The sequence below is a fragment of the Geodermatophilus sp. SYSU D00758 genome (assembly GCF_054049955.1).
This window is the reverse complement of the sequence record NZ_JBJGYK010000004.1, coordinates 114,635-132,405: the sequence shown is the minus strand read 5'-3', so window position 1 is coordinate 132,405 and position 17,771 is coordinate 114,635. Positions and strand designations below refer to the sequence as shown.

17 protein-coding genes and 2 pseudogenes are annotated in these 17,771 nt (G+C 77.7%); 6 read left to right on the top strand and 13 right to left on the bottom strand.

Annotated elements, in window-relative coordinates; translation table 11 throughout:
• Positions 1-142: 142 nt before the first annotated feature.
• The 8 genes and pseudogenes from ACI8AC_RS04745 to ACI8AC_RS04710 form a co-directional block, all read right to left on the bottom strand.
• Positions 143-2,665 (bottom strand): HAD-IC family P-type ATPase, encoded by a 2,523-nt coding sequence (locus ACI8AC_RS04745; RefSeq protein WP_456895694.1) that lies wholly within the window; start codon positions 2,663-2,665, stop codon positions 143-145.
• Positions 2,662-3,300, bottom strand: a complete 639-nt coding sequence (locus ACI8AC_RS04740; RefSeq protein ID WP_456895692.1) for a methyltransferase domain-containing protein — start codon at positions 3,298-3,300, stop codon at positions 2,662-2,664. Before ACI8AC_RS04740 ends, ACI8AC_RS04745 begins: the two co-directional genes overlap by 4 nt.
• 85 nt (positions 3,301-3,385) lie before the next feature.
• Positions 3,386-4,102 (bottom strand): NAD(P)/FAD-dependent oxidoreductase, encoded by a 717-nt coding sequence (locus ACI8AC_RS04735; protein WP_456895828.1) that lies wholly within the window; start codon positions 4,100-4,102, stop codon positions 3,386-3,388.
• A gap of 185 nt (positions 4,103-4,287) precedes the next feature.
• Positions 4,288-4,590, bottom strand: a pseudogene (locus ACI8AC_RS04730) (FAD-dependent oxidoreductase); the annotation flags it as partial.
• Between the two features lie 17 nt (positions 4,591-4,607).
• On the bottom strand, positions 4,608-5,486 hold the full coding sequence (locus ACI8AC_RS04725) for a rhodanese-like domain-containing protein (protein ID WP_456895691.1): 879 nt from the start codon (positions 5,484-5,486) through the stop codon (positions 4,608-4,610).
• A complete protein-coding gene (locus ACI8AC_RS04720; protein WP_456895689.1) occupies positions 5,474-5,608 on the bottom strand; it encodes a hypothetical protein in 135 nt (44 codons plus the stop codon). The genes ACI8AC_RS04725 and ACI8AC_RS04720 overlap by 13 nt, the downstream gene beginning before the upstream one ends.
• Positions 5,602-6,003 (bottom strand): MBL fold metallo-hydrolase, encoded by a 402-nt coding sequence (locus ACI8AC_RS04715; RefSeq protein WP_456895687.1) that lies wholly within the window; start codon positions 6,001-6,003, stop codon positions 5,602-5,604. Before ACI8AC_RS04715 ends, ACI8AC_RS04720 begins: the two co-directional genes overlap by 7 nt.
• Positions 6,004-6,109: 106 nt before the next feature.
• Complete coding sequence (locus ACI8AC_RS04710) at positions 6,110-7,297, bottom strand: cysteine--tRNA ligase (protein ID WP_456895685.1); 1,188 nt, start codon at positions 7,295-7,297, stop codon at positions 6,110-6,112.
• Between the two features lie 229 nt (positions 7,298-7,526).
• Between ACI8AC_RS04710 and ACI8AC_RS04705 the strand changes: the two genes are divergently transcribed.
• From ACI8AC_RS04705 to pdxY, 4 genes are all read left to right on the top strand, one after another.
• Entirely contained in the window at positions 7,527-7,694 is a 168-nt protein-coding gene (locus ACI8AC_RS04705) for a hypothetical protein (protein ID WP_456895683.1), read from the top strand.
• Positions 7,695-7,836: 142 nt separating this feature from the next.
• Positions 7,837-8,247: a rhodanese-like domain-containing protein gene (locus ACI8AC_RS04700; RefSeq protein WP_456895681.1), complete on the top strand. Its 411-nt coding sequence runs from the start codon at positions 7,837-7,839 to the stop codon at positions 8,245-8,247.
• Positions 8,244-9,038, top strand: coding sequence for a TSUP family transporter (locus tag ACI8AC_RS04695; RefSeq protein ID WP_456895679.1), 795 nt, complete (start codon positions 8,244-8,246; stop codon positions 9,036-9,038). The genes ACI8AC_RS04700 and ACI8AC_RS04695 overlap by 4 nt, the downstream gene beginning before the upstream one ends.
• Before the next feature lie 30 nt (positions 9,039-9,068).
• Entirely contained in the window at positions 9,069-9,920 is an 852-nt protein-coding gene (gene pdxY, locus ACI8AC_RS04690) for a pyridoxal kinase PdxY (RefSeq protein WP_456895677.1), read from the top strand.
• A 4-nt stretch (positions 9,921-9,924) separates the two neighbouring features.
• On the opposite strand, the gene ACI8AC_RS04685 is transcribed toward pdxY, so the two are convergent.
• The 5 genes and pseudogenes from ACI8AC_RS04685 to ACI8AC_RS04665 form a co-directional block, all read right to left on the bottom strand.
• A complete protein-coding gene (locus ACI8AC_RS04685) occupies positions 9,925-10,494 on the bottom strand; it encodes a zinc-binding dehydrogenase (protein ID WP_456895675.1) in 570 nt (189 codons plus the stop codon).
• Between the two features lie 205 nt (positions 10,495-10,699).
• A pseudogene (locus tag ACI8AC_RS04680) lies at positions 10,700-10,777 on the bottom strand (hypothetical protein); the annotation flags it as partial.
• 136 nt (positions 10,778-10,913) lie between these two features.
• Positions 10,914-12,335, bottom strand: coding sequence for an NADP-dependent succinic semialdehyde dehydrogenase (locus tag ACI8AC_RS04675; RefSeq protein WP_456895673.1), 1,422 nt, complete (start codon positions 12,333-12,335; stop codon positions 10,914-10,916).
• 48 nt (positions 12,336-12,383) lie between these two features.
• Positions 12,384-13,517, bottom strand: coding sequence for a glycosyltransferase family 4 protein (locus tag ACI8AC_RS04670; protein ID WP_456895671.1), 1,134 nt, complete (start codon positions 13,515-13,517; stop codon positions 12,384-12,386).
• Complete coding sequence (locus tag ACI8AC_RS04665; RefSeq protein WP_456895669.1) at positions 13,514-14,596, bottom strand: glycosyltransferase family 9 protein; 1,083 nt, start codon at positions 14,594-14,596, stop codon at positions 13,514-13,516. Before ACI8AC_RS04665 ends, ACI8AC_RS04670 begins: the two co-directional genes overlap by 4 nt.
• Positions 14,597-14,690: 94 nt before the next feature.
• Here ACI8AC_RS04665 and ACI8AC_RS04660 point away from each other — a divergent pair, with 94 nt between their 5' ends.
• Together ACI8AC_RS04660 and ACI8AC_RS04655 are read left to right on the top strand one after the other, a co-directional pair.
• The gene (locus tag ACI8AC_RS04660; protein ID WP_456895667.1) at positions 14,691-15,899 is read left to right on the top strand and encodes a glycosyltransferase; all 1,209 of its coding nucleotides are present in this window, start codon (positions 14,691-14,693) and stop codon (positions 15,897-15,899) included.
• A gap of 24 nt (positions 15,900-15,923) precedes the next feature.
• A complete protein-coding gene (locus ACI8AC_RS04655) occupies positions 15,924-17,723 on the top strand; it encodes a glycosyltransferase (RefSeq protein ID WP_456895665.1) in 1,800 nt (599 codons plus the stop codon).
• Positions 17,724-17,771 lie beyond the last annotated feature (48 nt).

Here is a 17,771-nt window from a genome sequence, read left to right as displayed (position 1 = left end):
CACCGCCGGGCCCGGCTGCGGCGCGGGGGCACCAGGGCCACCGGCCGACCCCGCCGACGACCCCCCACCTTTCTGACCCGACCGACCCGGTACCGCGGAGGGCCCTGCCCGTCCGCTGCACCGGCCTGCCCGGGGACAGCCGTCACCGGGCCCGGCGGGGCCCCGGCACCGGCACCCCGGCGACCGGTGCCCGGCGCCCGGCGGCCCCCGCGGTCCCCACGGTCCCGGCGGACCCGCGCGGCGCGGTCCCCGCGGCGGCACGGAGCTCCCGCGTCGCCCGCCAGACGACCTCGACGAGCACCGTCCCGACGGCCCCGGCGACCAGTCCCAGCAGCACCAGCTCCGGGGTGACCACCAGCAGCAGCACGTCCTCGGCCACGAGCGGCACGCCCACCGCGAGCCCGGCGACACCGGCCAGGGCGGCGACCAGCGCCACCTTCCACGCCGTCAGCGGCCGCGACAGCACCACCACGGTCCAGAGCGCCACCACGAGGACCGCCACGGTCGCCGCCGTCCGCGCGCCGGCCACCCCCGTGCCGGGCTCCAGCCACCGGGCCGCGGCGTAGCCGGCGTAGGCGGCGGCCCCGGTGACCGCCCCGGTGGGCAGCGAGAACCACAGGACCCGGGTGAGGAACCCGGGCACGTACCGCCGCCGGTTCGGCGCCAGCGCCAGGACGAAGCCGGGGATGCCGATGGTCAGCGCCGAGATGAGGGTCAGCTGCACCGGGGCCAGCGGGTAGGCCACCGCCGTGGCCACGGTGATCAGGGCGAGCACCAGCGAGTAGACGTTCTTGACCAGGAAGAGGTTGGCCGCCCGCTCGATGTTGGCGATCACCCGGCGCCCCTCGGCGACGGCGACCGGCAGGTGCGCGAACCGGCCGTCGAGCAGCACCAGCTGGGCCACCGCTCGGGTCGCCGGCGAGCCGTTGCCCATGGCCACCCCGATGTCGGCGTCCTTGAGCGCGAGCGCGTCGTTGACCCCGTCCCCGGTCATCGCCACCACGTGCCCCCGGCGCTGCAGCGCCTGCACCACGGCCCGCTTCTGGTGCGGGGTCACCCGGCCCACCACGCCGACCGACTCCAGCAGCTCGCCGAGCGCGTCGGGGTCCTCGGGCAGGGCGCGCGCGTCGACGGCGTCCGCGGCCCCGGTCACCCCCGGCACGCCGACGGCCGCGGCCACCGCCCCCACCGTGCGGGGGTTGTCGCCCGAGAGCACCTTGAGCGCCACGCCCTGCTCGGTGAAGTAGCGCAGCACGTCGGCGGCGTCCTCGCGCAGCCGCTCGGCGAGGACGACGAGCGCCGCGGGTCGCAGGCCGGCGGGGAGAGCGGGCTCACCGCAGGCCTCCCCCGCGGGCCCGCCGGCCTCCCCCGCGGGTCCGCCGGCCGCGGCGAGCAGCAGCACCCGCCGCCCCTCGGCGGCCAGCGCGTCGGCGCGCGCCCGTGCGGCTGCCTGCTCCGGCCCCGCGGGCGCGGGCAGCACCATCTCGGGGGCACCGAGCACCCACGTCCCGCCCGCGGTGGTGACCGCCGACCACTTGCGCGCCGACGAGAACGGCACCCCGGCCACCGGCGGCGGGCCGGCCGGCGCGGGGAAGGCGGCGGCGAGCGCGGCGGCGGTCGCGTTGGCGGGGTCGGCGGCGGCCAGGGTGCCCAGCGCCGCGGCCACCTCGCCGTCGCCCCCCTCGCGCAGCGGCACCAGGCGGTCGAAGCGGACGTCGCCGTGGGTGAGCGTGCCGGTCTTGTCCAGGCACACCACGTCGACGCGGGCCAGCCCCTCCACGGCGGGCAGCTCCTGCACGAGCGTCTGCCGGCGGGCGAGGGTCACCGTGGCGAGCAGGAAGGCCAGCGTGGTGAGCAGCACCAGGCCCTCGGGGATCATGCCGACCAGCGCGCCGACGGTGCCGGTCACGGCGTCCCGCCAGCCGTCGTTGTCGGGGCTGCGGAACTGGCTCCACAGCACCAGCGGGCCCACGACGAGCAGCCCGACGGCGATCCAGCGCAGCAGCCGGTCGGTCCCCGCCACCAGCTCCGACCAGGTCCGGGTGAAGCGCCGCGCCTCGGTCGCCAGCCGGGCGGCGTAGGCCTCGTCGCCCACCGCGGTGGCCTGCACCAGGCCCCGGCCGGCGACGACGAACGAGCCCGACCAGACCGGGTCGCCCGGTGCCTTCGCCACCGGCTCGGACTCCCCGGTGAGCAGCGACTCGTCCACCGCCAGCCCCGCGGCCTCCCGGACCACCCCGTCGGCGGGCACCTGGTCACCGGTCGCCAGCCGGAGCAGGTCGTCGAGGACCACGTCGGCGACCGGCAGCTCGGCCTCGGTGCCCTCGCGCAGGACCCGGGCGCGCGGTGCGTTCACGACCGCGAGCCGGTCGAGGGTCCGCTTGGCCCGCAGCTCCTGCACGATGCCGATGACCGCGTTGGCGACCACGACCCCGCCGAAGAGCCCGTTCTGCCAGCGACCGGTGAGGTGCACCAGCACGAAGAGCACCGCGAGCAGGCCGTTGAAGAAGGTGAACACGTTGGCCCGGACGATCTGGCCGACCGTACGGCTGGTCCGCACCGTGGTGGCGTTCGTCCGGCCGGCGGCGACCCGCTCGGCCACCGCGGCCGCGGCCAGCCCCGTCGCCGGCGTCGGCGGCCGGGGCGGGAGCTCGACGAGGGTCACGGCCGCACCGCGCTGCCCAGCACGTGGGGCGCCGTGGGGCCCGGCAGCCGGGTGTCCGGCCAGCGGAACCGCTCCACGGTCTCCAGGCGGAACCCGGCCGCGGACACCGCGGCCGCGGTGTCCCGCCCGGTGTGGCAGCCGCCGGCCAGCCGCGGCCACAGGGTGCGGTCGAGGACGTCCTGCACCCGGGCCGCGCCCGGGGTGCCGGCGCGGACGTGCTCCCAGAAGACGAGCCGGCCGCCGGGCCGCAGCACCCGGCGCAGCTCGGCGAGCGCCGCGCGTTGGTCGGGCACGCTGCAGAGCACGAGGGCGCAGACGGCCGCGTCGAACGAGCCGTCGGCGGCCGGCAGGTGCTCGGCGGTGCCGGCCACGACCGTCACCGGGACCGGGGCGGACGCCGCGGCCCGGCGGGCCAGCTCCCGCAGGTGCGGCTCTGGCTCGACGGCGACGACCTCGGTCACCGCCGCCGGGTAGTGCGGGAAGTCCGCCCCGGAGCCGGCCCCGACCTCGAGCACCCGGCCGGAGAGGCCGGCCAGCAGCCGGCGGCGGTGCCCGGCCGCTCCGGCGCGGTCCATCGCCGGGACCAGCCGGGCGTAGACGCGGGCGAACACGGGGTGCGAGCAGGTCCCGGGCACCCCGCCATCCTGGCCCGCCGCCGCCGCGGCGGACCCTGCCGGACGTCCGGCCCGGCCGGGTCGGAGGTCCCGGCCGGGCCGGCGCTCAGGCCAGGCCCCGCAGCATCAGGTTCCAGTAGAGGAAGGGCAGGCCGTAGCACTTGAGCAGCCACATGTCGTAGCGCTCGTGGGTGGTGTCGACGAGCGGGAAGGTGGGGTGCGGCTGCAGCGAGTAGTCGAACTCGCACAGCAGCATCCGGTCCCGGGCGGTGGTGATCGGGCAGGAGGCGTAGCCGTCGTAGGAGGCCGTCGGCTCCCGGCCGGTCCGGGCGGCCAGCAGGTTCTCGACCACCACGGGCGCCTGCTTGCGGATCGCCGCCCCGGTCTTGGAGTTCGGCGACGACCCGGCGTCCCCGAGCGCGAAGACGTCGGGGAACCGGACGTGGCGCATGGTGTGCTCGTCGATCTCCACGTACCCGTTCGGGTTGGCCGGGTCGGCCAGCGGCGTGGCCTTCAGCCAGTCCGGCGCGGACTGCGGCGGGACGACGTGCAGGAAGTCGTAGCCGACGGCCTCCTTGGTGCCGGCCGCGTGGTCGGTGATGATCGCGGTCCGGCCCCCGCCGTCGATCTCGGTGACCTCGCTGTCGAGGCGGACCTCGATGCCGTAGCGGGCGGCGACCCGCTCGAGCTCCGCGGCGAACACCGGGACCCCGAACATGGCCGGCGTGGGCAGCACCAGCACGACCCGGATGTCGCCGAGCACACCCTCCCGCCGCCCGTGGTCGGCGGCCAGGTAGGCGATCTCTGCGGGGCGCCGGCGCACTTGATCGGCCCGGACGGCATCGCGAACACGGCTGTGCCCCGGCGCATCGCCCGGATCTGCGCCCACGTCTTCGGCGCCAGCCCGTAGGTGTAGTTGCTCGACACCATCGGGGTGCCCAGCGCCTCCGACATGCCGGGCACCCGCCCCCAGTCCAGCTGGATGCCCGGGGCGACGACCAGCTGCTCGTACGTCACCTGCCGCCCCGATCGGAGGCCGACCCGCCGGTTCCCCGGGTCGATGTCGGCGGCCGCGTCCCGGATCCAGTCCACGCCCTTCGGCATCACGCCCGCCTCGGGACGGCGGCTCTCGGCGATCGGTGCGCGACCGCCGCCGACCAGCGTCCACAGCGGCTGGTAGTCGTGGGTGGCCGAGTGCTCGATCACGCCGACGTCGTCGAGCCCGGCCCGCCGCAGCCGCGCGGCGACGGTGATGCCGGCGGTCCCGCCGCCGACGACGAGGACGTCGTGGTGGGCGTCGGTGGGAGGCATGGCGGTGCTCCTCTCCCTCAGGCCGGCTGGCGGTCGGCCGCCGCCCATGCGGTGAAGCCGCCGAGCAGGTCCGAGACGTCGGTGTGGCCGGCGGTGCGCAGCAGCGAGGCGGCGACGCTGGACCGGTAGCCGCCGGCGCAGTGGACGACGACGGGGCGGTCGGTGGGGACCTCGTCCATGCGGCGCGGCAGCTCGGCGAGCGGGATGTTCACCGCGCCGGGGATCGTCCCGGTGATCAGCTCCCCGCGGTTGCGGACGTCGACGACCGCCGGCGGCACCTCCCGCCGGAGCGCCTCGTCGAGCCGGCCGACGGTGAGCCGGCTGGCCGGCACCACCCGGTCGGGGGCCTCGAGGAAGGCGCCCTCCGGCTCGCGCAGGTAACCGGCGACCCGGTCGAAGCCGATCCGGGCCAGCCGGACGACGACCTCCTCCTCGCGGTCCTGCGGGACGACCACGACGAGCTCCCCGTCCGGCCGCACCACGCTGCCGGCCGTCTCGGCGAACCGGCCGTCGGCGGGCACGTTGACCGAGCCGGCGAGGTGGCCGGCGGCGAACTCCTGCGGGTCCCGGGCGTCGAGGACGACCGCACCGGCGGCCTGCCGCTCGAGCACCTCGGCCAGGTCGAGGGGCACCGGTGCGGCCGCGGGGTCGAACACCGGGTGCTCGCGCCGGTTGAGCAGGGCGTCGTGCACGAAGTAGTCCGGCGCCGAGGGCTGGCCGGCGGTGACGATCGCGAGGAACTCGTCCTCGGTCATGGGCCGGCACGCGTAGTTGGTGACCCGCTGCTCCCCGATGGTCGACCGGCGCTCGGTGGAGAGGTTCTTGCCGCACGCCGAGCCGGCCCCGTGGGCGGGGAACACCCGCACCTGGTCCGGCAGCGCCATCAGCTTGCGCACGGAGTGGTCTTGCGCACGGAGTGGTACAGCATCCGGCCGAGCTCGTCGGCCGGTACGCCGATGGAGGCCAGCAGGTCGGGGCGGCCGACGTCCCCGATGAACAGGGCGTCGCCGGTCAGCACCCGTAGGGCACCGGGTCGTCGGCGTGCTCGTGGACGGCGACCGAGATCGACTCCGGGGTGTGGCCCGGCGTCTCGAGGACCTCGAGGGTGACGTCGCCGAGGGGGATGCGCTCGCCGTCGGCCAGGTGGCGGATCGGGAAGTCCGCCTGCGCCCGCCGCCCGAAACCGATCCACGCGCCCGTCGCGGCGGCCAGCTCCAGGGGTCCGGCGAGGAAGTCGGCGTGGAAGTGGGTGTCGATGACGCCGACGATCGCCAGCCCGTGGGCGTGTGCGTCGGCGAGGTACTCGCCGACGTCGCGCCTCGGGTCGACGACGACCGCCTGCCGCGTCGTCTCGTCCGCGACGAGGTAGGACGCCTGGGACAGGCAGTCCAGGTAGTACTGGGTGAAGATCACGGGGACCTCCTCCGGCGGCGCGCGTACACGAGAGCTGACCCCCGGGGGGTATGCGCACCGGCCGGGTCGGAGGTCCTGACCTCGGGAGCCGGGGGTCCCGGCGGCGTCAGCCCAGCGCCAGCACCCGGACCAGCAGCCGGGCGGCGTCACCGCCCTCGGTCACGGCCACGTCGAGAGCGCCGGGGACGTCGAGGTCGTCGAGCAGCCGGTCGGCCACGGCCCGCGCGGCGGCCGGGGAGGAGGACGGCCGGCCCGCTGCGGAGAACAGCGCGTCCAGCCGGTCCTGCGCGCCCTCCAGCAGCCCGGGGCGGTACTCCCAGGGGTCGTGCCACGGGCGGTCGAGCACCAGCAGCCGCAGCACCGGGCCGGTCGTCTGCCGCAGCAGGTCGGAGACGAGGGTGAGGTTGCCCGTGGACTTCGCCATCTTCGCGCCGTCCCGGTGCACGGCGCCGACGTGCACCTGCGCCCGGGCGAAGGGAGCGATGCCCGAGGCGGCCTCGGCCATGGCCGTCTGGTGCGCGTGGTGGGGGAAGGCGAGGTCCGCCCCGCCGACGAGGACGTCCACGCCGTGGCCGAGCGTGGCGGTGGCCATCGCGGCGCACTCGGCGTGCCACCCGGGTCGCCCCCAACCCCAGGGGCTCGGCCACGCGGGGTCGCGCTCGCCCGACGGCCGCCACACCGGCACGTCGAAGGGGTCCTCCCGCAGCCCGTCGGCCGGGTCGCCCTCGGGGGTGTCGCCGAACTCCGCCGACAGCTGCCGCGCCCGGTCGGGGTCGAGGCCGGCCCGGGCGACGACGTCCCCGGCCCGGAACAGCACGTGCCCCTCGCGGACGTAGGCGCGGTCGGTGCGCAGCAGCGCCGCGGCCAGCTGCTGGACGTGCGGGACGTGGTGGCGCGCCCGCGGGGCGTGCGTCGGCGGGCGGACGCCGAGCGCCCGCATGTCCTGCTCGAAGGCGAACTCCTGGGACAGCGCGAACTCGTCGTAGTGCCGGCCCCGGGCGTCCGCGGCGCGGGTCAGGACGTCGTCGACGTCGGTGACGTTGCGGCTGCTGACCACCTCCACGCCGGACAGTCGCAGCACCGCCGCGAGGACGTCGGCCCAGACGAACGTGGCCGCGTGCCCGAGGTGGGTGACGTCGTAGGGCGTGATGCCGCAGACGTAGACGCGGGCGGGGCCGGTCACCGGCAACGGCCGCCCGGCCAGCCGCAGGTCACCGGTGCGCAGCTCGACCGGGTCGCCGACCCGGCCGGCCGCGCCGACGACACCGGAGGAGGTCAGGGGAGGCACTGCCATGCCGCCCATCCTGCCCGGCCGGCCCCGGCGGTTGCCGGGGGCACGGACGGCGTGCTTCCCTCGACGGGTGAACCCGGGATCCCGCGCGGGCCGCGACGCCTTCTGCGTCTGCCTGTTCGCCGTGACCCCGCTGACGGTCGACGACCGGCTGTGTCCGACGGGTCCGCCCGCCCGCTGAGCGCCGCTCGCGGGCTCCGCCCGCCCGCTCCCCGGCCCCGAGGACCCCACCGTGACCGACTGCACCGTGCCCGCTGCCCTGCCCCGCCCCACCGCCCCGGCCGCCGCGCCCGCTGCCGCCCCGCCCGCGGCAGCCGCGCCCGCTGCCGCCCGCGCCCCTCTGTGGCGCCGGCTGTCGGCCGCGGTGACGGCGGCCCACTGCAGCGGCGTCCCCTTCTAGACCGGCTCCGGGTGCGGGCCAGGGGTCCCCGCCGCGCCGGTCCCCTAGGCCCCTTGTACCCCAGGGGGTACGTGTGCTCACCTCGGGGTGCACGGCCGGGTCCCCTGCGGCGGGCCCGGCGCCGACCCAGCGAGGGGACGCCATGACCGCAGACGCCGTGCCCCCGGGCGCCGTTCCCCCGGGCGCCGTTCCCCCGGGCGCCGTGCCCCCGGACAGCCGTCCGGCCCGCCGCCCCGACGTCGGACCGGACGAGGCCGCCGCCCTGGTGGTGGCCGGGGCCCTGCTGCTCGACGTGCGGGAGCCGGGTGAGTGGGCCGCCGGGCACGCGCCGGGCGCGGTCCACGTGCCGCTGGGTGCGCTGCGGCCGGACGCGGTCCCCCCGGGGCGGGCGGTCGTGGCCGTCTGCCGCTCCGGCAACCGGTCGGGGCGTGCCGCCGACCTCCTCGGGGCGGCCGGCATCCCGGTGCACAACCTCACCGGGGGGATGCGCGCCTGGGCCGCCTCCGGCCGCCCGGTGGTCACCGACGCGGGCCGGCCGGGCACCGTCGCGTGATCGCGGTCGGCCTCGGCCTGCTGGTCGGCCTGACGCTCGGCGCCCTGGGCGGTGGCGGTGCGGTGCTGACCGTCCCCGCCCTCGTCCACGGCCTGGGGCAGAGCGCCCAGGCCGCCACCACCGGGAGCCTGCTCGTCGTCGGCACCAGCGCGGTCGCGGCGGCCGCGGGGCACGCCCGCCGCGGCCGGGTCGACTGGCGGGTGGCCGCGGGGTTCGCCGCCGCCGGCGTCCCGGCGGGGATCGCCGGCACGGCGCTCAACCGGCAGGCCGACGGCGACGTCCTCCTGCTCGCCTTCTCCGGCGTGCTCCTGCTGGCGGCCGCGGCCATGCTCGCCCAGACCCGGTCGGCGGCGCAGCAGCCGGTCCCCGTCGGCGGGGCCGGTGCCCCACCTCCGCGCCCCGGCCGGTCCCGGTGGCGCCGGGCCGCCGAGGTGGCCGCGGCCGGGTTGGTCGTGGGCCTCCTGACCGGCTTCTTCGGCGTCGGCGGCGGTTTCGTCCTCGTCCCGGCGCTGACCCTGGCCATCGGGCTGCCCATGCCGGTGGCCGTGGGCACCTCGCTGGTCGTCATCTCGGCGAACTCGGGGATCGCGCTGCTCGCCCGCGCGGGGGCCGGAGCGGTCGACTGGGCGGTGATCGCGCCGTTCAGCCTGGCCGCGATCGCCGGTGCCCTGGCCGGCACGCGGGTCGCCGACCGGCTGCCGGCCCGCGCGCTCACCCGCGCCTTCGCCGTCCTGCTCGTCGCCGTGGCGCTGTACACGGGAGGGACGAGCCTCGCCGCCCTGCTGGGCTGAGGGAGCCGCCGCTGTGCGACCGTTCTGCGCATGGTCGCCGTCCTCTCCGTCCAGTCGCACGTCGCCTACGGCCACGTCGGCAACTCCTCGGCCGTCTTCCCCCTGCAGCGCCTCGGCATCGAGGTGTGGCCGGTGCACACCGTGCAGTTCTCCAACCACACCGGCTACGGCGCCTGGCGCGGCCGGGTGTTCGACGGCCCCGCCATCGAGGAGGTCGTCGACGGCATCGCCGAGCGCGGGGTGCTCGGCAGCGCCGACGCGGTGCTGTCGGGGTACCTCGGCTCGGCCGACATCGGGCACGCCGTCGTGGGCACGGTCCGGCGGGTGCGGGAGGCCAACCCGAGCGCGGTGTACTGCTGCGACCCGGTCATCGGCGACGTCGGCCGGGGCGTGTTCGTGCGGCCCGGGATCCCCGAGTTCATGCGGGAGGTCGCCGTCCCCGCCGCCGACGTGGTGACCCCGAACCACTTCGAGCTCGACCTGCTCGCCGGCGCGGAGACCCGGTCGCTGGCGTCGGTGCGCGACGCGGTGGCCGCCGTCCAGGCGCTCGGCCCCCGGGTCGTGCTGACCACCTCGCTGGTCACCGACGACACCCCGGACGGGGCCGTCGACCTGCTCGCCAGCGAGGGCGGCCGGCACCACCGCGTGCGGACCCCGCGGCTGGGGGTCTCGGTCAACGGCGCCGGCGACGCGATCGCCGCCCTCTTCCTGGCGCACTGGCTGGAGACCCGCGACGCCGGCACCGCGCTGGGGCGGGCCGCGGCCTCGGTGTACGGCCTGCTCAAGGCGACCGAGGACGCCGGGTCGCGGGAGATCCTCCTGGTCGACGCGCAGGAGGAGGTCGTGGCCCCCTCCCGGACCTTCCCCGTCGAGGAGGTCTGAGCACCTAGGGCACGAGCACGATCTTGCCGTGGGTGTGGCCCTGCATGCCGAGCCGGTGCGCCTCGGCGGCCTCGGCGAGCGGGAAGGTGGCCGCCACCGCCACCGCCAGCCGGCCCTCCCCGGCAAGCCGGGCGAGCTCGCCTCGGGCCGCGTCGCGCAGCTCGGTGCCGGGGTCGGCACCGGGGCCGCCGCCGAGCAGCCGGATCCCCTCCGCGGCGCCCCGCTCGAAGGCGGCGATGGTGGCGATCCGGCCGCGGTCGGGCACCAGGGCGAGCGAGACGTCGACGGCCTCGTCGGCGCCGACGGTGTCCACCGCGGCGTCGACGCCGGCGGGCGCGAGGGCGCGCACCCGGTCGGCCAGCCCCGGGCCGTAGCGGACCGGCTCGCCGCCGAGCCGCTCGACCACCTCGTCGCTCGCCGCGCCGCCGGTGCCGATCACCCGCGCGCCGCGGGCCCCGGCCAGCTGCACCACCATCTGGCCCACCCCGCCGGCGGCGCCGTGCACCAGCACGGTGTCGCCGGCCCCGACGCCGGTGGCGGTCAGCGCGTGCACCGCCGTGGCGCCGGCCAGCATCAGGCCGGCGGCCTGCTCGGGCGGGAGGGTGCCCGGCCGCGGGTGGAACGCCGACCCGGGGGCGACGACGTCGGACGCGTAGGCCCCGGAGAGCCGGAAGCCGATGACCTCGTCGCCGACCGCGAGCGGGGCCGGCCGGCCCCGCGGCGTCCTCCCCCACGGCGGTGACCACGCCGGCGGCCTCGAAGCCCAGGCGCAGCGGCAGCCGGGCGGGGTCGGTCCCGAAGGCGCCGCTGTAGGTCTTCCAGTCGGCCGGGTTGACCCCGGCCGCCCGGACCCGCACCCGCACCTCGCCGGGGCCGGGCGCGCGCACCGGCTCCTCGGCGAGGGTGAGCACCTCCGGCCCGCCGTAGCGGACCGCCTGCACGAACGTCGTCACGCCGGACCCGGCCGGGCCGGCCGCCCCCGGTGCGCGCCGGTCACTCGCTGGCCGTGCTGGTGTCGCCCTCGGCCTGCCGGCTGCTCGGCGGGCCGATCCACACGGTCTTGGCGTTGGTGAACTCGAACATGCCCAGCTCGGTCAGCTCGCGGCCGTAGCCGCTCTGCTTGACCCCGCCGAAGGGCAGCTCCGGGTAGCTGGTGACCATCCCGTTGACGAAGGCCATGCCGGACTGCACGTCCCGGACGAACCGCGCCCGCTCGTCGGCGTCCTCGCTCCACAGGTTGGCGCCGAGGCCGTAGACGTGGTCGTTGGCGATGCGCAGCGCCTCGTCGAGGTCGGCGACGGTGAACAGCGCCGCCACGGGTCCGAACACCTCCTCGGAGTACATGTCCATCTCCGGGGTCACGCCGGTGACCAGGGTCGGCTCGTAGAACCAGCCCGGCCGGTCGACCCGCGCGCCGCCGGTGACCACGGTGGCGCCCTTGTCGACGGCGTCCTGCACGTAGCGCTCGACGTCGTCGCGGCCGGACTCGGTGGCCAGCGGCCCCACCTGGGTGCCCTCCTCCATGGGGTCGCCGACGGTGAGGGCGGCGAGCTTGTCGGCGAACAGGCGGGTGAACTCCTCGGCGACGTCGGCGTGCACGAGGAACCGCTTGGCGGCGATGCAGCTCTGCCCGTTGTTCTGGCAGCGGGCGGTGACCGCGACCTCGGCCGCCTTGTCCAGGTCGGCCGAGGGCATGACGATGAACGGGTCGCTCCCGCCGAGCTCCAGCACGGTCTTCTTGATGACGTCGCCGGCGACCCGCGCCACCGCCTGCCCGGCCGCGTTGCTCCCGGTGAGGGTGGCGGCGACCACCCGGTCGTCGCGGATCACCCGTTCGACGGCCGAGGACCCGATGAGCAGGGTCTGGAAGACGTCGTCCGGGAAGCCGGCCTTGCGGAAGAGCTCCTCGAGGTAGAGGGCGGTCTGCGGGACGTTGCTGGCGTGCTTGAGCAGCCCGACGTTGCCGGCCATGAGGGCCGGCGCGGCGAAGCGCATGGCCTGCCAGAGCGGGAAGTTCCACGGCATGACCGCGAGGACGACGCCGAGGGGCTGGTGCACGAGGTAGGCCTCGGTCGCGCCGACCGCCTCGGCGTCGGCGCGCTGCGGCTCGAGCATCCGCGGCCCGTGCTCGGCGTAGTAGCGCAGCGCCTTGGCGCACTTGGCCACCTCGGCCTCGGCGGCGGCCAGCGTCTTGCCCATCTCCGTGGTCATCAGCTCGGCGACGGCCTTGGCGTCGGCGTCGAGGACGTCGGCGGCCGAGCGCAGCCAGCCGGCCCGCTCCTGGGGCGAGGTCAGCCGGTAGCCGGCGAAGGCGGCCGCGGCCCGGGCGATCCGTTCCCCGACGGCCTCCTCGGAGAGCTCGTCGAAGGTCTGCAGGGTCTCGCCGGTGGCGGGGTTGACGGTGGCGATGGCCATGGGGTCCTCCCGGGGTCGCTGCGCGGTCGTCGTCGGTGGGGACAGGATCTAGCTCTTGCCCTCGTCCCGCGCGCCCGAGTGCTCCTGCTGGTCGGTCTTCTTCGGCATGGCCCTGCCGTTCCCCGCGACCGCGCCCGGCACACCCGCGGCGGCGGCCAGGACGGCGAAGGTCCGCTCGACCATGAGCGCGGCGTCGAAGCACGCCTCCGCCCGCCGCCGCGCCCGCCGGCCCAGCCCGGCCCGGCCCTCCGGGTCGGCGAGCAGGTCCCGCAGGGCGGTGGCCAGGGCGAGGGGGTCCCGGGGCGGGATCACGACGGCGTCCCGCCCCACCGCGATGTCGACGTCCCCCACGTCGGTCGCCACGCACGGCAGCCCCTCGGCCATCGCCTCGAGGAGCACCAGCGGCAGCGCCTCCCGCCGCGAGGGCAGGCAGAACAGGTCCAGGTCGGCGAGGAAGCCGCGGACGTCGGTGACGAAGCCGGCGAACGTGACCGGCAGGCCGCGGGCCGCCGACCGCAGCCGGTCGCCGTCCCGGCCCGCGCCGCCGACGACGACCTCCAGGGCGACCCCCTCGCCCACCAGCCGCCCGACGGCGTCGAGGAGGACGTCGAAGCCCTTCTGCGCGGTGAGCCGGCCGAGCGCGCCGATCCGCGGCACCGCGTGCCCGGCCGGCCCGGCCGGGTCGGCCGGCACGTCGACGCCGTTGGGGACGACGTGCACCCGGCCCACCCCGTGGTCGGCCCGCAGCTGGTCGCGGGCCTCCGCAGCGGGCGTGAGGACCGCGGCCATGGCGCCGTACAGGCCGGCCAGGTACCGGCCCCGCTCCCCCTCGCCGGTGTCGCCGGCCAGGTGCAGCACCCCGACGGTGGGGGCGACGGTGAGCGCGGCGGCGACGGCCGCGGCGTTGGAGCCGGGGTCGACGAGGTTGACGAGGACGACGTCGGGCCGCTGCCCGGCCAGGGCCGCACGGGTCGCGGGCGCGGAGCCGCGGTGCCGGGAGAGCGGGACGACCGCCGTCCGCTCCGCGGGCACGACGCGCTCGAAGCCGGCCGCCACGGGCTCGGCCACCACCAGGGACGCCGTCCACCCCAGCCCGGCGGCGCGGCGCAGCAGGTGGGTGAGGTAGACCTCGGCGCCGCCCCAGGCGTCGGAGTCGCAGACGAGGGACACCCGCCCGCTCACGCGGCGGCCCCGACCACGGCGCGCGCGGCGGCCAGGACGTCCGGGGGCCGCACCGAGGCCGCGCAGCGGAAGTCGATGGGGCACTCGAGGTGCGGGCACGGGGCGCAGGGCACGTCGGCGACCACCGCGCGGTGCCCGGGCCCGCGGTGGGCCCAGCGGACGGGGTCGCCGGGGAGGAACACCGTGACGCTGCGGGCCCCGACGGCGGCGGCCAGGTGCGCCGAGCCGGTGTCGTTGCCGATGAGCAGCGCGCTGTCGCGCAGCAGCGCCGCCAGCCCGCCGAGGCCGGTGGTGCCGGTGAGGTCGACGGCCGGCGCGCGCATGCCCGCGACGACGGCGGCGGTGACCTCCCGTTCGGCGGGCACGCCGGTGACGACCACGGCCAGCCCCTCGGCGGCCAGCGCGTCCCCGACCTCCGCGTAGCACCCGGCCGGCCAGCGGCGGGTCGGGGAGGAGGCGCCCGGGTGCAGGACGACGTAGCGGCCGGGCACCAGGCCGTGCGCGGCGAGGGTGGCCCGGTGCCCGGCCTCGTCGGCCGGGCTCAGCGGGAAGGCCAGCTCCGGGGGACCGGCCGCGGGCAGGCGCTCGCGCCGCGGCAGCCCGAGGTGCTCCAGCAGCCGCAGGTGCCGCTCGGCCTCGTGCAGGTGCACCGGGTAGCGCAGGTGCAGCGGCGCGGTACCGGGCGGCGGGGTCCAGCCGGTCGGGGCGAACCCGCCGGTGAGCCGGGCGCCGAGCACGGCGGTCACCCGGTTGGCCGCCGGGCGGTCGCCGTAGACCTGCAGGGCGAGGTCGAAGCGGCGGGCGCGGGCCGCGGCCACGAACGGGGCCCACCCGGCGGGGTCCGGCGTCCGCTCGGGGATGCCCTCGGCACCGGGGAAGGGCAGCAGCTCGTCGACGCCGCCGAGCCGTTCCACGACCGGCGCCGTCTCCGGCCAGCCGACGAGGGTGACGGTGAGGTCCGGCCGGGCGGCCCGGAGCCGGTGCACCGCCGGTGCCGAGCAGAGCAGGTCGCCGAGCCCGACCCGCAGCCGGACGAGGGCCACCCGGCGGGTGGCGGGGTCGGCGAGCGGGGCGTCCACCTGCGGTTCCTTCCCGGCGGCCGCTGCTCCGTAACTCTGGTTCACTGCGGGTCCCGCCTTGTCCCGGCAGCCACCCGCCCCAGGGGAGGTCCGTGTGCGCCCCCTCCACGTGCTGCGGCTGTGCAGCGTCTTCGAGCCGCCGCCCGCGCCGGGGGGGCTCGACGGGCGGGCGGCGCGCTTCGACCCGATCGGCGGCATGCAGAACCACACGGCCTCGCTCACCCGGTGCCTGGACGCCGCGGGCCACACCCAGACGGTGGTGACCTCCCGGCTGGCGGCGCCGCGCGGGACCAGCCGGCTCGGGCGGGCCGCCGCCGTCCACCGCACCGGGGTGCCGGTGCGCCGGCTGCGGCAGCTGTGGGCGCTGGCCGCGCTGCCGGTCGTGCTCCGCCGAAACGGGCGGCCGGTGGACGTGGTGCACGCCCACCAGGGCGAGGACCTCGCGGCCCTCCCCCTGGCCCGCCTCGCGGCGCGACGGCACCGCTGCCCGCTGGTGGTGACCGTGCACTGCAGCGTGGGGCACACGCTCACCGGCGGCTCCCCGCGGGCCCGGCTGCTGCGCCGGCTCGGCGGGCTGGTCGAGCGCTCGGCGCTGCGGCGCGCCGACGCGGTGGTCGTCCTCACCACGCGAGCCGCGGCGGCGCTGGTGGCCGACGGGGTCCCCGCCGAGCGGGTGTCGACCATCCCGTCGGGCTTCGAGCCGGCGCTGTTCACCGGGGTGGCCGCCGACCCGTTCCCGGTGGCCGGGCGGCCGCGGATCGGCTACGTGGGGCGGCTGGCGCCGCAGAAGCGGGCCGACCTGCTCGTGGCGGCGTTCGGGCGCATGCGCTGCCCCGCCGCGCTGGTCGTGGTCGGGGACGGTCCGGACGCCGACCTGGTCCGCCGGGCCGTCCGGGAGAGCCCGGCGTCCGATCGCGTCACCCTGGCCGGGTTCCTGCCCCACGACCAGGTGCCGGGGGTGCTGGCCGCGCTCGACGTGCTGGCGCTGCCGTCGGCGTACGAGGAGATGGGCTCCGTGCTCACCGAGGCCATGGCGGCCGGGCTGCCGGTGGTGGCCAGCGCGGTGGGCGGCATCCCCGAGGTGGTGCGGGACGGGGAGACGGGGCTGCTGGTGCCCCCCGGGGACGTCGACGCCCTCGCCGCCGCGCTCGACCGGTTGGCGGGCGACCCGCGGCTGCGGGCGCGGCTGGCGGCCGGGGCGCGGGAGCGGGCCGCGGCGTACGCGTGGCCCGCGCTCGCCACGCGGGTCGCCGCGGTCTACGGGCGGGTGTGCGGGCTCCCGGCGGTCGAGGCGGTGGCATGAGGCGCCGGGCATGAGGGGCCCGGCATGAGGGTCGGGGTCCTCGTCCCGGTGCACGACCAGGCGGCGTTCCTGCCGCGGGCGCTGGAGTCGCTGCGCGCGCAGGTGGGAGCGGACTGGACCGCCCTGGTGCTCGACGACGGCTCGCGGGACGGCGACGCGGTGGCCGCCGTGGTGTCCGCGGTCGACGACCCGCGGGTGCGGCTGGTGCGGGAGCCGGTCAACCGGGGGCTGGGTGCCACGCTCAACGCCGGGCTCGATGCCCTCGACGTCCCGGTGGTGGCCTACCTGCCCGCCGACGACGTCTGGTTCCCCGGCCACCTGGGGGCGCTGCTGGAGGCCCTCGCCGACCCGGGTGTGGTGCTCGCCTGCTCGGACCTGGCGGAGCCGTCGGGCACGCCGTACGAGCAGCTGGTGCAGGTCGCCCACCGCCGGACGGCGGACCGGTGGACGGAGCGGGCGGAGCTGGAGAGCGACGACCTGGGCCGGCTGATGTGGGACCGGATGCGCGCGGGCGGCCGGTCGGCCGGCACCGGGCGGGTCACCTGCTCGTGGACGCGGCACCCGGGGCAGCGGTCCCGGGCGCTGCGCGAGGCCTTCGACGGCGGGCTCAACGTCTTCCGCGGCCGGTACCGGGTGGCCGGGCCGCTGCGGTTCTCCTCGAGCGACGGCGGCGAGGTCGACGAGGTGGCGCGCTACGCGCGGTTCCGGGCGCGCTCCTACCCGCCCGCGGACGACGGGTTGTCGGTCCTGCTGGTCGGGGAGCTGGCGTTCAACCCGGAGCGGGTGCTGGCCCTGGCGGCGCGGGGGCACCGGCTCACCGGGCTGTGGACCCGGGACGGCCTCGGCGACGCCACCGTCGGGCCGCTGCCGTTCGGGCACGTGCCGGACCTGGACCGGGACCGCTGGCGGGAGGAGGTGGCCGCGCTCGCCCCGGACGTGGTGTGGGCGCAGCTGAACTGGCGGGCGGTGCCGTTCGCGCACGCGGTGCGGTCGGCGTTCCCGGACCTGCCGTTCGTGTGGACGTTCAAGGAGGCGCCGCAGCGCAGCGTCGTGCGGGGCGAGTGGCCGCTGCTGGCGGACCTGGTCTGCGGTGCCGACGCCTGCCTGCTGGCCACCGAGGAGGAGCGCGACTGGTTCGCGCTCGCGCTGGCCGGTCGCGTGGATCCCGCCCGGCTCGGCGTCCTGGACGGCGATCTCCCCGCGCGGGAGTGGCTCGACGCCCCGCTGTCGGCGAAGCTCTCCGACCGCGACGGCCGGCCGCACGCGGCGGTCGTGGGCCGCCCCTCCGGGCTGGACCTGGAGTGGGTGCTGGAGCTCGCCCGGTGCGGGGTGCACACGCACCTGCACGGGCAGGTGCGTGCTCCGGGACCGAAGGGGTCGTGGACGGGCTGGCTGGACCGTGCTCTCGCCGCGGCGCCGGGGTTCGTGCACGTGCACCCCGCGGTGGGGCCGGAGGACTGGGTGCGGGTGCTCTCCCGCTACGACGCCGGCTGGCTGCACCGCTTCGCCAGCAGCAACGGCGGGGACCTGCGCCGGGCGGTCTGGGACGACCTCAACTCCCCCGCCCGGCTGCCGGTGTGCCTCGCCGCCGGGCTGCCGCTGCTGCAGCCGACCAACCCGGGGCACGCGGTGTCGGTGGAGCGGGTGCTGCGCCGTGACGGGACCGGGCTGTTCTACCGGTCGGCCGACGAGGTGGCCGCCGTCCTCGCCGGGGAGGTGGCGACCCGGCGGGGAGCCGCGGCCGCGCTCGCGGCCCGGGAGCGGCACACCTTCGACGGGCACGCCGACCGCCTCGTCGAGCTGTTCCGGTCGGTGGTGCGCTGAACCCGCCCCGCCCCGCACCGGTACCGGCGGCCGGTGGTGCGCTGAGCC